Source organism: Bacteroidota bacterium, assembly GCA_016713925.1.
Lineage (GTDB): Bacteria > Bacteroidota > Bacteroidia > AKYH767-A > OLB10 > JAJTFW01.
The window spans coordinates 21,966-37,435 of the sequence record JADJOH010000007.1; the positions used below are offsets into that span (position 1 = coordinate 21,966).

General features: G+C 41.5%; 11 protein-coding genes. 6 read left to right on the top strand and 5 right to left on the bottom strand.

Features of this window, described 5'->3' with window-relative positions; genetic code table 11:
* Positions 1 to 4: 4 nt before the first annotated feature.
* Positions 5 to 229, bottom strand: a complete 225-nt coding sequence (locus tag IPJ86_08225) for a ferrous iron transport protein A (protein ID MBK7887275.1) — start codon at positions 227 to 229, stop codon at positions 5 to 7.
* Between the two features lie 875 nt (positions 230 to 1,104).
* Between IPJ86_08225 and IPJ86_08230 the strand changes: the two genes are divergently transcribed.
* Genes IPJ86_08230 through IPJ86_08245 form a run of 4 tightly spaced genes read left to right on the top strand, consistent with a single transcriptional unit; the run spans position 1,105 to position 4,305 of the window.
* Positions 1,105 to 1,806 carry an ABC transporter permease gene (locus IPJ86_08230; protein MBK7887276.1) on the top strand — a complete coding sequence of 234 codons (702 nt, stop codon included), beginning with the start codon at positions 1,105 to 1,107 and terminating at the stop codon, positions 1,804 to 1,806.
* A gap of 19 nt (positions 1,807 to 1,825) precedes the next feature.
* On the top strand, positions 1,826 to 2,575 hold the full coding sequence (locus tag IPJ86_08235) for an ATP-binding cassette domain-containing protein (GenBank protein ID MBK7887277.1): 750 nt from the start codon (positions 1,826 to 1,828) through the stop codon (positions 2,573 to 2,575).
* 6 nt (positions 2,576 to 2,581) lie between these two features.
* Entirely contained in the window at positions 2,582 to 4,108 is a 1,527-nt protein-coding gene (locus tag IPJ86_08240) for a L,D-transpeptidase family protein (GenBank protein MBK7887278.1), read from the top strand.
* The gene (locus IPJ86_08245) at positions 4,105 to 4,305 is read left to right on the top strand and encodes a hypothetical protein (GenBank protein MBK7887279.1); all 201 of its coding nucleotides are present in this window, start codon (positions 4,105 to 4,107) and stop codon (positions 4,303 to 4,305) included. Before IPJ86_08240 ends, IPJ86_08245 begins: the two co-directional genes overlap by 4 nt.
* A 363-nt stretch (positions 4,306 to 4,668) precedes the next feature.
* Here IPJ86_08245 and ade read toward each other — a convergent pair whose 3' ends face one another.
* Positions 4,669 to 6,294, bottom strand: coding sequence for an adenine deaminase (gene ade / locus IPJ86_08250; protein ID MBK7887280.1), 1,626 nt, complete (start codon positions 6,292 to 6,294; stop codon positions 4,669 to 4,671).
* Positions 6,295 to 6,444: 150 nt separating this feature from the next.
* Here ade and IPJ86_08255 point away from each other — a divergent pair, with 150 nt between their 5' ends.
* Together IPJ86_08255 and recG are read left to right on the top strand one after the other, a co-directional pair.
* Positions 6,445 to 6,639 carry a cold shock domain-containing protein gene (locus IPJ86_08255; GenBank protein ID MBK7887281.1) on the top strand — a complete coding sequence of 65 codons (195 nt, stop codon included), beginning with the start codon at positions 6,445 to 6,447 and terminating at the stop codon, positions 6,637 to 6,639.
* Positions 6,640 to 6,758: 119 nt separating this feature from the next.
* Entirely contained in the window at positions 6,759 to 8,867 is a 2,109-nt protein-coding gene (gene recG / locus IPJ86_08260) for an ATP-dependent DNA helicase RecG (protein MBK7887282.1), read from the top strand.
* A 958-nt stretch (positions 8,868 to 9,825) separates the two neighbouring features.
* On the opposite strand, the gene IPJ86_08265 is transcribed toward recG, so the two are convergent.
* From IPJ86_08265 to porU, 3 genes are all read right to left on the bottom strand, one after another.
* The gene (locus IPJ86_08265) at positions 9,826 to 10,308 is read right to left on the bottom strand and encodes a 2-C-methyl-D-erythritol 2,4-cyclodiphosphate synthase (protein ID MBK7887283.1); all 483 of its coding nucleotides are present in this window, start codon (positions 10,306 to 10,308) and stop codon (positions 9,826 to 9,828) included.
* 18 nt (positions 10,309 to 10,326) lie between these two features.
* The gene (gene porV / locus IPJ86_08270) at positions 10,327 to 11,535 is read right to left on the bottom strand and encodes a type IX secretion system outer membrane channel protein PorV (GenBank protein MBK7887284.1); all 1,209 of its coding nucleotides are present in this window, start codon (positions 11,533 to 11,535) and stop codon (positions 10,327 to 10,329) included.
* Between the two features lie 103 nt (positions 11,536 to 11,638).
* Positions 11,639 to 15,469: a type IX secretion system sortase PorU gene (gene porU, locus IPJ86_08275; protein ID MBK7887285.1), complete on the bottom strand. Its 3,831-nt coding sequence runs from the start codon at positions 15,467 to 15,469 to the stop codon at positions 11,639 to 11,641.
* Position 15,470 lies beyond the last annotated feature (1 nt).

The following is a 15,470-nucleotide window of genomic DNA, read 5'->3' on the forward strand; positions in this document are numbered from 1 at the left end:
ATTTTTAATGGATGGGTTTGACAATAATAGACGCAGCTTCATCTAATCGGATACCTAATGTTGAGCCGTTCACTTCAATAGCTATGGGGCAGCCTAATGGTGCGAATCTATCTAAAGTGACAGTGTCGCCGGGAAGAAAACCCATCTCCAGTAATTTTTGCTTCATAGTGTCATCCATAAAAGAATCGATGATCGCACTTTCTCCCTTGTGTAAACTTGACAGACGAATTGTTTCTACTTGCATACACCCTACCTTTTTAGAATCATTCTAAATAAAGTGCTAAGATAGATACAACAGTCATATAACCAACTGCGCTAAGTCATAATTAATTTTATATGATTAAATTTCAAGACTTTACGCCAAATTGATTCTTATCAGCCTGCAGCCTGGAGCTGGTTTTCTACCTTTTTAGCATGCCCCCAATTCGGACAATCGCACTTTTTCTTAAAAAGGCTACAGGAAGAAAAAAGTCCGGAAATCAGCATAATTATAAGAAGGCGATAAGTTCTCCGTCGGATCATAAATCAAAGATAAGCATGTTGATCACACATTTTGAAAATTTAAAATTGAATCTTGCAGTCATTTACAAGAAGACAGAAGCAGTGAAATAGAAGAAACCGGATGAGTCTTAAGACTTCTTTTAAAGGTGTATAGCAATGAATGCAAAAGATCCATAGTGAACTTTGGGCTGAACCTCGCATAAAAACCATCGCAAAAAAACAAAGTCGAACTTCCTTTTTTCGGGCATTTTAGTAGGAAGGGGGCCACCACTCCTCCTCCCCGGCACAAACTTAGCGGCGGGGCAAATACGAGCCAGGTTTTAAGTATTTATATACGAATACAATCATTTGCAAATGGTTAATTTTTTAGTCGAAGGCAATGTTTTGAAATTCAATGAATAAGTTGATTGGTTTTCTTTCGCTATTTTCAATATAAAATTGACGGCAACTTTTGAATAAACGGTTAGCAGCAACAATAAACGTTTAATAAACGCTTGCTGTTCGTAAGAATGGATATTTTAAAGGGAAACTTTAATCCATATACCTAACTTGGCACCTGTGATTTCCCGAAGCATATTTGAGATCGGTCGTTACTGGATCTTCATGAAAGGTTTGTTCATGAAACCGGAGAAATTTGTAGTTTACTATCGACAGGTATTACACGAATTGGTCAACATTGGCGTTGGAGCTATGGGTATTGTAGCGCTTACTTCGGTTTTTATGGGGGCGGTAATCACGATTCAAAGTGCCTATAATCTCGTTAATCCATTAGTTCCTATTTATGCTGTTGGAATCGTTGCCCGTGATTCTATCATTCTCGAATTTTCTCCTACAATCATTATGTTAATTCTGGCAGGAAAGGTGGGCTCCGGTATCGCTTCTGAAATAGGAACGATGCGTGTCACCGAACAGATCGATGCGCTGGAAATTATGGGAATCAACTCTTCAGGTTTTCTCACCTTACCTAAAATCATTGCGGGACTCATCATCACTCCATTCGTTGTTATTCTGAGTATGTTTCTGGGCATACTTGGTGGATGGTTCGCCGGCGACTTGAGCGGTACAGTACCTTCTGCAGATTTTGTCCGCGGATTGCAAGATCAGTTTGTTCCTTTTAATATTGTTTTTGCAATGATTAAAACATTGGTTTTCGCTTTTATCATCACCAGCGTTTCCGCTTATCATGGATATCATACTGATGGCGGTGCTCTTGAAGTAGGTCAAAGCAGTACTAAGGCAGTGGTGTATAGCAGTATTATTATTCTGATCTTTGATTATATTCTTACACAGTTAATTCTCGCCTGAAAGGAAATAGCTATAAAGCATGATAGAGGTAAAGGGGATATATAAGGCCTTCGATGGGAAAGCAGTTCTTGAAGATATTTCATGTACGTTTGAGAGTGGTAAAGTGAATCTGATCATTGGGCAGAGTGGGATGGGTAAAACGGTCTTAATGAAATGTACCGTCGGACTTTTTGAAGTGGATCGCGGAGCAGTTTATTTTGATGGAAGAAATTTTAGTGAAATGGACTTTAAAGAACGTAAACCAATTCGTCAGGAGATTGGAATGGTTTTTCAGGGAGGTGCCTTGTTCGATTCGTTAACGGTAGAACAAAATGTGATGTTTCCACTGAATATGTTTACGCACATGAGTCTCGCAGAGAAACTGGATAGAGTTAACTTTTGCCTTCAACGGGTGAATCTGGTGAATGTAAATAAATTATTTCCCTCTGAAATAAGTGGAGGAATGAAGAAGAGGGTGGCGATTGCAAGAGCGATCTCTATGAATCCCAAGTATCTATTCTGCGATGAACCCAATTCCGGACTTGATCCCAAAACTTCTATAGTGATTGATGATCTCATAAAGGAAATCACTTCTGAATTTCAAACCACGACCGTAGTGAATACACACGACATGAATTCCCTTACAGAGATGGGAGAGAAAATTGTTTTTATTTTTAAAGGAAGGAAATGGTGGGAAGGTAGCTATGATGAAATTGTGCATTCGGATAATCAAGAGTTGAATGATTTTGTCTTTGCAACCAGAATCATGAAGCAGATGAAAGCAAAGTAAGAAGGTATGCAGTATTTAAAGCTAAATAAAATTTGTAAATTTTTCATCGAACATTTCCTTGAAATAATTGTGGGTTTCTTCGTTTCGGGTTTTCTCTTTTCCTGTTCTTCCGGTGGAAATTCCAATCAGGAAAACATTGCTCCCAAAGATACCATTGTTCGTGTATTTGATAAGAAGGGGCCTTCCGTTTTGGATAGTCTGATTTTGGATTCTCTTTTTTCAGATAGTTTTCACCTGAAAAACTATGAACCAAGAGTCCGTAGTTTTTACACCAACCGGGAATGGAAGTTTGCATGGTTTGGTAAGAATGGCCTGCGGGAGCATGCCGGATTTCTATTGCAGTTCCTTGAGATGGTCAATTTGGAGGGAGTGAAGGATACCTTCCCTGTAATGTCTGTACTTCAGGAGCGAATGAATATTCAAGCCGGCAAAGACAGTCTGTCCCCTCCTGATCCGATATTAGATCTGCTGCTTACCACCTCCTTTTTCTGGTATACTGATGCGGCATGGAATGGATTGCCGGAGGAGAAGACGAAAGCGATGGGGTGGTTTCTTCCACGATATCATGTTGATAAGAGCGAATGGCTCGATTCAGCGTTGTCTCATTCTCCGGATGGTAGACTGTTGTCAAAGGCGGTCTTCCGTCAGTACTACTGGTTAAGGAGTTATCTTGTGAAGTATGACAGCCTTGAAAAAAATGGAGGTTGGCCTATTGTTGACATGACGCGAAAGTCGCTTCGTATAGGCGATACAGATAGTATCGTTCCGGCATTATCACAAAGCTTGTTTCTTCATGGCGATCTCCCGAAAGCAGATTCATCCATGGTGGTGGATTCCATGCTCTCGGAAGGAATAAAAAATTTTCAGGCCAGGCATGGACTGAAACCGGATGGCGTAGCAGGTCCTGCCTTCTTCAGGCAATTGAATGTGCCGGTAAATATTCGTATAGAGGAGATTTTACTGAATATGGAAAGGAGCCGTTGGATGCCGTCTGATTATCCGCCGGATTATTTGATTGTGAACATCCCGGATTTTAATTTGTATGCCTATGAAGATGGAAAGCAAGTCTGGACGATGCCCGTGGTTGTTGGAAAAGAAGTGCACGAAACCGCCACCTTCAAAGGCGTGTTGAAGCATGTAGTGTTCAATCCTTATTGGGTGATTCCTCCGGGAATTTTGTACAATGAAATTATTCCGGGAGTGGTTAAAAATGCATCCTATTTGAAAAAACATAATATGGAAGTTGTAGATAGATCATCTAAAGTGATAAGCCCCTCTAAAATAGCATGGTCTAAGTATTCCAATTCCGGATTTCCGTATACTATTCGTCAGCGCCCGGGTGCAAACAATTCCCTGGGAAGAGTGAAGTTTTTGTTTCCGAATAGCTTCAGTATCTATTTGCACGATACACCTTCCCGCTCTCTTTTTAGCGAGGAAAAAAGAGCATTTAGTCATGGCTGTATTCGTGTCAGCGATCCGGAGAAACTGGCCAATTATATTCTCGAAAAGAGAATTGGTCACCGGAGAAGGTGAGTAAGTCGTTAAAACCGGGTAAAGAATTGTGGGTGCCCTTGTCGACCGAAATTCCGGTGTTCATCGTCTACTTTACCGCCTGGGTGGAGAATGACGGGAAATTGCATTTCAGAAATGATATCTATAACCGCGATCGGAAATTGAAGGAGGAATTGATTGGCGCAGATGCAACTTCAGTAACCGCTACATTTCCGTAGTGGAGGTGCTGATCCACGTAAGGAGTAAAAGGACGAGGAATCCAAGCGCAAAAAGAAGTAAATAGAAGAGCGTTGGGAGAAGAAGGTTCTGAAGTAAGTGACTCACTAAAGAGGTTGACGCAAAAAGCGAATAGATAAAAATACAAATGCCGGTAAGCATGGTGTATCGTAAAGGTGTAATAAGATATTTCTTTATGGCGATCATAAACTGCTTACTAGTAGTCATACGATCATAAACAGGAAATGTTGTTCCGTAGAGGAATTATTACACTTCCCTTGTGATTTCCTAAAGGATACCCCGTAACTAACGACGATTAACAGAGATGAGATGCTGTAGTGCTAAGCGTTAAATATTGCAGTTTTCTAAACAAACAATGAAGTGAAGCGAAACGAATGGCCATCAAATAATCCTTTGTCGCTGATTTTTAGAGAAGGAATTACCAATAAGGCCATGAAGGATAATGTCATATATGGCGCACGTAAGGAAGATCCCAGCTCCTTGGCTTTATGATCAATATGGGCGTAGGCTTTTCCAATGGTTTCACAATCTTTGTCACTCATCAAGCCCGCCACCGGCAATGCAATGACCAACTCTTCCGGCCCGTCTACCAGACTCAATCCGCCTCGGTGTTCAAAGAGCAGGTTTACAGCTTTGCACATGGAAGCATCATCTGCACCTGCTACGATGATATTATGTGAATCATGGGCAACACTCGAAGCAATTGCACCTCTTTTCAATCCGATATTTTTTATGAAGGCTATAGATGGTGGAGAAGGAGCGTATCTGTTGACTACAGCAATTTTTAGAATATCATTTTCGGGATCCGCAACGCAAAGCCCATGCTCCACCTTGACCTTTGCCTGGAATTCTCCTGTGATCAGTTGTCCGTCATAGGCTTCAATGACACGCATAATATTCCCTAAATCATTTACTTCCAATGAAGAAGGCGATAGTAGTGAACTTTTGAAATTATTTATAATGTGGTGTTTCTTCTCCGGTAAAAAAGATATCCCTTTTTCGGCAACCACTTCTCCGTTTATAACTGTCATCTCAGGTTGGAAGTCAACCAGATTTCTTGTGATGATAAAATCGGCAGGATCTCCGGGGCGCAGTAGACCCACCGGTAAGTTGTAATGCATGACGGGGTGTATGCAAGCCGCATATAAAACATCGTAGAGATCGTAACCCAGGGCTATTGCTTTTGATACATGTAAATTTATATGTCCCAACAACAGTTCGTCGGGATGTTTATCATCGCAACAAAACATACACGATCCCGGATGACTTCTTAAAAGAGGATGCAGGGCGTCAAAATTTCTCGCAGCCGAACCCTCACGAATGAGAATTTTCATTCCATAACTTATCTTCTCTAACGCTTCCCCCAATGTAAAGCATTCATGGTCGGTACTGATTCCTGCATCAATGTAGTGTTTAACATCTTTTCCTCGCAATCCGGGAGCATGTCCGTCAACCGGTTTGTTATATTGTTTAGCAAGAGCTATTTTTTGTAACACTTCCTGATCGCTATACAGTACTCCGGGATAATTCATCATTTCGCTTAGGTAGAAGATATCGTCGCGTTGTAATAGTGTTTCAACGGCAGCCGGCCCCATCACAGCACCTGAACTTTCAAAAGAAGTGGCGGGCACACAGGAAGGTGCACCAAAATGAAATTTAAGTTTTGCATCTTTTGCATTTTCCAACATGTAATAAACTCCTTCCAAACCTAACACATTGGCAATTTCATGTGGATCACTCACTGTCGCAACAGTTCCATGTGTCAAAGCTATTCTTGCGAATTCATAAGGTACCAGCATGGAACTTTCAATATGAATATGCGCATCAATAAAACCGGGAAGAATATAAATTTCCTCTGCCACAGCCTCTTCTTTAAAGGAGGAGATATGACCGTTCCTGATGGTAAATGTCCCTTCGCAAATTCTTCTGTTCAGAATATCAACCCACTTTCCACTGATTGTTTGTAGCATATTGCTCTTACTTAATGATGAACCGCAAAGGTATCATCCTAACCTTCACAACTTTCTATTTTTTTTCGATCTAAAAAAATATATCAAATAAATGCCCAAGTTCGATTTTATACTTATTTTTGGAAAATATTCAATTATTAATTCATTAAAATGAAAACAGGTAAAGTAAAGTTCTTCAATGAAGCCAAGGGATATGGTTTTATTGTAGAGGATGAATCCAACAAGGAAATCTTCGTGCATCACAGCGGTCTAATAGACAAGGTTCGTGAAAATGACAATGTCAGCTACGAGGTGATTGAAGGCCGTAAAGGTGCCAATGCTGTGAACGTTAAAAAAGTGCAATAATTTGTATTTTGCAACGTGAAAATCCCGCCCGAAAAGCGGGATTTTTATTTTCAATACTTTTTCGAAAATAATTCAACTTCTATCCTTCTTGTTTCCCTCCTTGCTTATTTTTGTTTGAAATGCGTCAGAATATATTTTTAGATACACCCATCGAATACCTGAAAGGAGTAGGTCCGCAACGCGCCGAACTTTTTCGTAAAGAACTGGGTATATCTCAATTTTCTGATCTGGTTAAACACTACCCCTTTCGCTATATAGATCGTTCAAAATTTTTTACCGTTGCCGAACTGAATGAAGATTTACCATTAGTACAGTTAAAAGGAACGATTTCCCGATTACAAGTACATGGTGGAAAGCGGCCGGGAAGAATGTCTGCGGTTTTTAGTGATAACACCGGGCAAATGGACCTGGTTTGGTTTCAGGGAATCCGCTGGATAAAGGATACTATTCATCCTAACAAGGAGTATGTTGTTTTTGGTAAACCGGGTTTCTTTAACGGACGGTTTAACATTATTCATCCGGAACTCGAAGAAGCCGCGATTGCTGAAAAGTGGAGTGGAGGTTCACTCACCGGTGTCTATAGTACTACTGAAAAATGCAAGAGCAGAGGATTGGATAGTAAAGGCTTGCAAAAACTATTGAAGACGCTCCTTTCGCAATTGCCTGCTCAGATTCCGGAAACAATTACTTCCGATATTCTGAGTAAGTATAAGTTGATGAGCAGAAGAGATGCTTTATTTCACATTCATCTTCCTTCGGATGAAAAAATTCTTGCAGCAGCTCAGTATCGTTTGAAGTTTGAAGAGCTGTTCTTTATTCAACTGCGCCTGCTAAAAGCAAAATGTACCCGACAGGAAATATATAAAGGACGAAAAATTGAAAAAATCGGCGAGAGCTTTCATACTTTTTATACGAACCATCTTCCCTTTGAATTGACCAATGCTCAGAAAAGGGTGCTGAAGGAAATTCGTGTGGATATGGGGAGCGGAAAGCAGATGAATCGTCTGCTGCAGGGTGATGTGGGAAGTGGTAAAACAATGGTAGCATTGCTGAGTATGCTCATGGTGTTGGATAGCGGCTATCAGGGATGTTTGATGGCACCGACGGAGATATTGGCCAATCAGCATTTTCATGCCATTTCAGAATATTTACAAAATCAGGATATCCGTATAGGTTTACTGACGGGCAGTACTAAAACTGCTCATCGTAAATTTCTTTTGCAGGAATTGGTAGAAGGTCGTCTGCAGATTCTTATCGGCACCCATGCTTTAATTGAAAATCGCGTGCAGTTTAAGAATCTTGGATTGGTCGTTATCGATGAACAACATCGTTTTGGAGTAGAACAACGGGCGAAGCTATGGATGAAGGATGAGTTTGTACCACATGTGTTGGTGATGACAGCCACACCTATCCCAAGAACGCTCGCGATGACACTCTACGGAGATCTGGATACCTCAGTGATTGATGAGTTGCCTCCGGGACGTAAACCCATTAAAACGATTCACAGAACGGAATCACACCGTTTGGCTGTTTTTGGGTTTCTAAAACAGGAAATTGCAAAAGGCAGGCAAGTATATATTGTATATCCATTGATTGAGGAATCTGAAAAGTTGGATTATACGAACCTGATGGAAGGGTATGATACCATATGCAAAGAGTTTCCTTTACCGCAATACCAGGTGAGCATTGTGAACGGAAGAATGAAAGCGGTTGATAAAGATTTTGAAATGAATCGCTTTAAAGAAGGGAAGTCGCATATCATGGTCGCCACTACGGTGATTGAAGTGGGTGTCAATATTCCCAATGCTTCGGTGATGCTGATTGAAAGTGCAGAACGTTTTGGGCTCTCTCAATTGCATCAGCTTAGGGGAAGGGTAGGGAGGGGAGCAGAACAAAGCTTTTGCATTCTCATGACTGGTAATAAACTGAGCAATGATGCCAGACTAAGAATGCGAACGATGACGGAAACCAATGATGGATTTAAAATTGCAGAAGTGGATCTCGAGTTACGTGGTCCGGGAGATTTGGCAGGGACGCAACAAAGTGGTGTATTGAATTTGAGTATTGCCAATCTCGCCAAAGATCAGCGCATCCTTGAATTAGCCCGCACAGCAGCCATAGAAAAGTTGGCTGAAGATGAACATCTCCAACTTAACGAAAATATCCTGCTTGCCCATCAACTAAAAATCCTTGATGATACCGATGCTAATTTTAGCAGGGTGAGTTAAGGGAGGACCTCTCGTCAACTGACGAGATTGGGGGAACGATCTCTTGTCATGCTCATTTCATCTTCAATGTAATGATTCTGACGAGACCGCTCCAGAACCCTGAAGGGGTTCAACATCGCTAACCCCGGATGCAATCCGGGGTTAGCACACCAACTCCAACCCACAACCCCAACGGGGTTGAACCGAGGAATAGCAGGCATAAAGAAAATCTGTAGCGTACGATCCCTGGAAATAGAAACGATCATGTTTTTGCATAGCTGAAGCTATTACAGCAAGACAATATTTTATAGAATCATACCGATTCGCTTTGCCTGTGAAGCCTTGGATAATAATAATCCACGATGCGAATAATCCTGTCGCCTCGCTGTTGCCAGAATAATGTCGCTCCTACGGAGCTACCCATATTTCGCATCTACGATGCTATAATCCTGTCGCTCCTACGGAGCTACCCATATTTCGCATCTACGATGCTATAATCCTGTCGCTCCTACGGAGCTACCCATATTTCGCATCTACGATGCTATAATCCTGTCGCTCCTACGGAGCTACCCATATTTCGCATCTACGATGCTATATCCCTGTCGCTCCTACGGAGCTACCCATATTTCGCATCTACGATGCTATATCCTGTCGCTCCTACGGAGCTACCCATATTTCGCATCTACGATGCTATAATCCTGTCGCTCCTACGGAGCTACCCATATTTCGCATCTACGATGCTATATCCTGTCGCTCCTGGAGCTACCCATATTTCGCATCTACGATGCTATATCCTGTCGCTCCTTCGGAGCTACCCATATTTCGCATCTAGATGCTATAATCCTGTCGCTCCTACGGAGCTTTGGGAAATGGAATTTGCTTTGATAGAATAATGATGCCACGCTGTGGCTTTTGTATCAAACTTTAAACCCTAATCTCTAACCTTAGACCTTAAACCTTGAACCTTAAACCTTAAACTTTAAACCTTCTTTTCAATCATGCAAACTGCATAGGCTGCTACTCCTTCTTCGCGTCCGATAAACCCCATTTTTTCATTGGTGGTGGCTTTAATGCTGATTTCATCCTCCTGGATTCGTAAAATGGGAGCCAAAGTGTTTCTCATTTGATCAATATAGGGTTTGATCTTGGGTTGCTCCAGAACAAGTGAAGAGTCAACATTACCGATGGTATAGCCTTTCTCGGAAAGGAGTTTAACAACACGATCGAGAAGGATTTTACTGTCGATGCCTTTAAACTCAGCAGATGTATCAGGGAAATAAGTGCCGATGTCTTTTAAGCCGGCAGCGCCGAGTAATGCATCGCATATGGCATGTATCAAGACATCGGCATCCGAATGTCCTAAAGCCCCTTTACTATGTGGAATTTTTACTCCGCCTACAATCAGGTCGCGACCTTCAGTAAGTTGGTGCACATCAAAACCAAAACCTACCCGGAATCTCATAGGGGATTTGTCAGAAAACTATTCTTCAGCATCTTTGTCTTTGTCACCGCTCATCGCGTCAAAATCAAAGGTCAATGTAAAGTGAAGTGTGTTTTCTAATGGGTTGCGTTGATCAGTTGGAATCAGATAAGCGAGGTCGATGCCAAAAACATTGTAACGAAGTCCTGCACCGAGGGTGAAATATTTACGATTTCCCTTACGCTGATTTTCGTGGAAATATCCTGCACGAAATGCAAACTGTTTGTCGTACCAGTATTCCATTCCGAAACCAAGATTGATTTCTTGTAATTCTTCCTTGAAACCATTCGGGGCATCGCTGAAGGATTGGAAAATTCCCTGTGCTACACTCACATCCGGATCTTCTCCATAGAGGATGATGTTGTCAGCACTGTTGGCAGTGTCCTGCGTGTAAATAGGAGGAGTAGGAACCAGGAGTTTGTTAATGTCTAACATGAATCCAAGCTCATTGTACTCGTTGAGTTTTAATTTTAATCCAGGACCTAAACGCAAATTGGTGGGGATAAAGTTTTTTACTCCGGATTCGGTATAGGAAATCTTTGCACCAATATTAGAAATGTTCAACCCACTGGTAAGAATGGCTTCTTTATTGCCCAACTCAATCTCTTTTTGAAAATAAACAGAGACATCGGCTGCAACAGTGTTTCCTGCTTTGGAGTCCTGACCCTCTACTTGTGTGCCTCCTGTTAAATTCGAATGAATGAAACGTAAGGCAATACCTCCCGAAAAGTATTCGCTGAGTTTTCTGGAGTAGGCCACATCAAGAGCAAATTCATTGGGTTTGAAATCACGAATCGTATTGCCGTTAACATCTGTAAAGGTGATATTTCCCAGTGAAAAATAGCGTAAAGATGCGCCGATAGCCTGATCTCCTTTCATTTTGCTGTAACCTGATAAATAGGCGATGAACATATCATTTACGAGAGCTCTCAACCAGGGAGTGTAAGAAACTCCAAATCCCATTTTCTTTTCAGCAAATGCAAGCTTGGCCGGATTCCAGTGAATTGAATTTACGTCAGGTGCTGAAGCAACACCCTGGTCACCCATACCTCCTGCCCGCGCATCCGGTGATATCATAACGAAAGGTACCGCCGTTGTAATGGTGTTTAATTGTCCTAATAAATTAGTGTTCTGCGCAGAAGAGTTTGCAGTAAGTAGCGCTAAAAGAGCAGGAACGAAGAAGAATTTTGTTAATTGCTTGTTCATCATTGAGTTTAATTGTTCCTGATAAATTACAGATAAGTAGCAATTTAAGCAGGAAGGATGGCAAATATAACGAATTTTAGTAGTGAAATGTTTCCAAATAGTTAGCTTATCGTAGCAAAACCAGTCTTTCCAGCTTTTGAGCGGTTTCTCCTTCTGCTGTTCTGATTCTCAATCGATAAACATAAACCCCGCGCGCCAGTTGATCGCCGAAATCGTCCTTTCCATCCCATTCAATGGCGGTATTTCTGAATCCCTCACATACCTGATAGGCATCAATGGTTTTGACGAGTCTTCCGCTCACCGTATATATCTGAACCTGAATAGCCATACCTGTACAAGGTTTGTTATGCTCAAACATGAATCGGGTATAGGTAGTGAAGGGGTTGGGGTAATTTAATACTCTGTCAAGGGCCAGGCCGGCTGATGAGCTGACAACAAATTCTGTGGTGGATTCCGATGAATTGTTGTTGATATCCCATGCCTTGAATGTTAATGTATGGGGGCCTTCTGATAAGGCATCCAGGGGAAATATTACCCTTCCTTTTTGATAAGAATCCAAATCTGATTCATAGTAATCATTCAATACATATAATTGCTGTGGCTTTCCATCCAGTTGAACAGTGATGTCATGGCCGATACCATTGCCTACGGTATTTATGCCACTGGAATCAAACAGAATAGCATATACTCTTGGACTCGAATTGGTCATGCTTCCGTAGATGAAATTTTCATCATTCATATATAATTTTACTTCCGGTCCAAGGTTGTCCTGGAGCCCATTGCCGGAGATGCCGCCAATGGTGAAGTTTTCGTTGAAACCATTTGCATCATTGTTTCCATCATGTGCATAATAGCTGAGGCGGCCGGAGCCATATTGAAAAGAAATGTCTTTAGGTACAATAAAGGAGCAGCTGAACTCTCCGTTGCTCACACTGGCCTTACCTTTGTACAATATGTTTTTTCTTAAATTGAAACTATCCGGCAAACTAATATCATTACCGGTAGCGTCATTAACTATATTATAAACCTTGTTGGTTTTATCATATATTGTAGGAAAGACAACGCCATTAAATCCGGTTAAAGTATTTCCATTCGAATCCGTTACTTTACCCTTGATAGTGACTTTGCTGAGTGCAGAAAGTGTGTCCAGCGTGATACCGTTGCCCGTTTCTTCAATACCTGTTGTTTCCACTTTGTATTTAGGATAGGCGAGCATAAGTGCCGGATCTCCCAATAAAGTAACATTTCTGTTGGATGGGTTATCACGCTTTGCCAGCCGCTGAATATCGCCTGTTCTGGGCATCTTTCCATTTACAGGTTTGAAAAAATGTGACATCATGTCGGTATTGATTAATTCATTGTCAATGGCAAAAGCAAGGCGAACCGTTGTAAATAAGCAGATGCCGCCCCCTTGCTGATTTAAAAATACAAATTCACCGGCCGAAGTGCGCAAAGGATCATCGAAACGACTGAACTCACAAGTTGCAGTTATAAAGGCCGGCATATTGTTGGTATTTCTCCAACTGTTGATCATGTCATTGTTTAATATGGCCTTAGACGCCCATCCTAACTCCCCTCCATGACCGGTATAATTAATGAGCAATGCTCCTCTCTCTACTCTTTTTGTGATGGCATCATTCACTTCGGGATAACGTAATCCTCCCGGTGTGGAGACCTGTTGATAGGCATCAGAGATCACCTTATCTATATTATAAACAGGATTGTTTTGTTGTACAAATGCAGTGATTCGCTCACTCTGCCGTTGATGTAAATTCCTGTCCTGGTCATCGGCCACAAAACATAATATGTTTCTCCAGTCGCCGAGGCGGCTGCTGTTTGTTCCGGCACAATAGGTTTGATCGGTGATGATTCCGGGGGTAGAATAAGTAATGACTTTATTAACCATTGCCTTCGCTTCTTCAGCAGTTCTTACAGGAAAACGTCCGATGCCAATATCGATAAGTTCAGGTCCGGTAAGGTTGCCTTCGGTAGGATCCATCAAACCAAAAAAGTCATCCGAGGTATATGATATAAGAAGTGAGACAGAATTCTCCGACTGAAACGTGGGTATGAAATTAGAATTTCCACCGGTCCGGTATTTTAAATCGTAAGAACCATCGCCTAATAGTAATGCATATTTAGGCAGTTCTTCCGGGGTGCCGGCCCGTTCGTAAAACATTCTAAGGAAGTCCCTGATGGCGCTTACATCCTGAGCGCCGCTGGAGAATTCATTAAAAACCTGACGGCTGCTGACAACAATACTGGTTAAGCTATCATTGTCACGATGAAATTCAGCCAACCTTTCAGCTTCCGCTAAAAAATTTTCGTGTGAGATAATAATATATTCTGCCTGGGCTAAGCCGTGTAGATTTTGATTAGCGATTCTCCCGGTAAAGAAAGGGGTTCTGTATGCCTTTTCATTGAAGAGATAGTATTCGATCATCTGCGAAGAATCAATGGATTGAATGAATTCCAGGATTCCATTATTCAAGGCGTATTGTTGATTTGTTACAGTATTGTGATCACGCAATGACCAAAGTTTCAAGTCATTTTTTGCGTTACCGACTACATATCTCCTGTTGCCCGGCTGATTATTGGTGTCAAGATCACGGAACAGGAGTTCATTTCCGGTCATGGATAATCCCCTGGTGGCATTTATGGCAATGTAATCCAACCATCCTGTTGAAGCAGCGTTGTAAGGCTGAAAAGTATAGTCAAGGGTGAGGTCAGAAGATGTAGCATTAAATAAGGCGTTTAATGCAGAGGTCCGTGCAAAGTCATCCGTATAACTCACGCCTACATTACTGATTGTATGGGTAAGAATGGTTGAATTGTTAACACTGACAACAAACCTGCTGCTACTGGAAAAGGAGGTGGAAGTCCGGGCAGCCACGCTTGACTTTAACTTTGCGGTTCCCGGAATGAGATTGGGAAATGAAAAGTTGAATTTTTGGTTAAGTATAACATCAAAAATCTCACCGTACCATTCTCTTCCTGACTTAATGAAATTTATTTCATCTTCCTCATGATAACTAAAATCGGTAAAACTCGAAACGAGGGGCTCATTGCCTATAGCAGGTAAACTTTGAACGGTTTGAATTCTTTTCGGAATGCCGGGAACGTTAGTCGTGAGAAAGTAATAAGTAGTATCGGTAAAATTATTTTTATTGTGTACAAATTGCTTCTCACTAAAATTGTAGGTCCAACGGGTTGGGTCTTGTCCGTAAAATAAAAAATAGTCGTTGTTATTGAATTGTCCGTCCTGATTTTCATCAATGGTCTCGATTGCGCATTCCTGCAAGTCATCCTTTCTGGGCGCACTGTTCAATAAGGGTAAAGGTCCGCCTCCGTTTCCAAAAAGCCGGATGCTGGCAAAACTAAGTGTGGCCGGGTCAATCCCAAGGTCCATCAAATCATCAAAACTGACCTTATATATGCCATCCCGTGTTACTCCGATTCTGTACCAATCCCCACTTGCTAAAACCGAATTCGTAGCAAAGCTTTGAGTGTTATTGAATTTTGCTCTGGAATTAAAGCCGGAATTTTGCACTGGGGCTAAACTGAAAGATATAAGCTTTTCAGGAACTCCTGTTGTTGGGTTCAAACGAAAAGGTAAAATATACACCAGACTCACCGGAACCTTGCGTTCATACGACTCAATTATTTTAATTTCTGGAGTAGTGGATAGTTTTCCGGTCACCGCTTTTTGCTCCTCATTGGTTAATGGGATATAAACCGGCTGCAAAATATTTATATTTAAAACACTGGTATTGAATTTTATATGAAAATAGGGCAAGGTGGTGTGTTCCAATAGAAAATGTGACCCGTCAAAATAAATTCTTGACTTCCCATCTTCCTGAATTTGAACCTCCTGCCAGTTGAGTTGAATTAATCCTTCCTTTTGAGCCGATACCTGACCGGGAAAAATTGCAAGCAAA

What these genes read in the sequence shown, in the direction of transcription:
- IPJ86_08230 (MBK7887276.1), top strand. Translation starts at nt 1,105, where the DNA reads ATGAAAGGTTTGTTCATGAAACCGGAGAAATTTGTAGTTTACTATCGA.
- IPJ86_08235 (MBK7887277.1), top strand. Translation starts at nt 1,826, where the DNA reads ATGATAGAGGTAAAGGGGATATATAAGGCCTTCGATGGGAAAGCAGTT.
- IPJ86_08255 (MBK7887281.1), top strand. Translation starts at nt 6,445, where the DNA reads ATGAAAACAGGTAAAGTAAAGTTCTTCAATGAAGCCAAGGGATATGGT.
- porV (MBK7887284.1), bottom strand. Translation starts at nt 11,535, where the DNA reads ATGATGAACAAGCAATTAACAAAATTCTTCTTCGTTCCTGCTCTTTTA.
- IPJ86_08265 (MBK7887283.1), bottom strand. Translation starts at nt 10,308, where the DNA reads ATGAGATTCCGGGTAGGTTTTGGTTTTGATGTGCACCAACTTACTGAA.
- IPJ86_08240 (MBK7887278.1), top strand. Translation starts at nt 2,582, where the DNA reads ATGCAGTATTTAAAGCTAAATAAAATTTGTAAATTTTTCATCGAACAT.
- ade (MBK7887280.1), bottom strand. Translation starts at nt 6,294, where the DNA reads ATGCTACAAACAATCAGTGGAAAGTGGGTTGATATTCTGAACAGAAGA.
- recG (MBK7887282.1), top strand. Translation starts at nt 6,759, where the DNA reads ATGCGTCAGAATATATTTTTAGATACACCCATCGAATACCTGAAAGGA.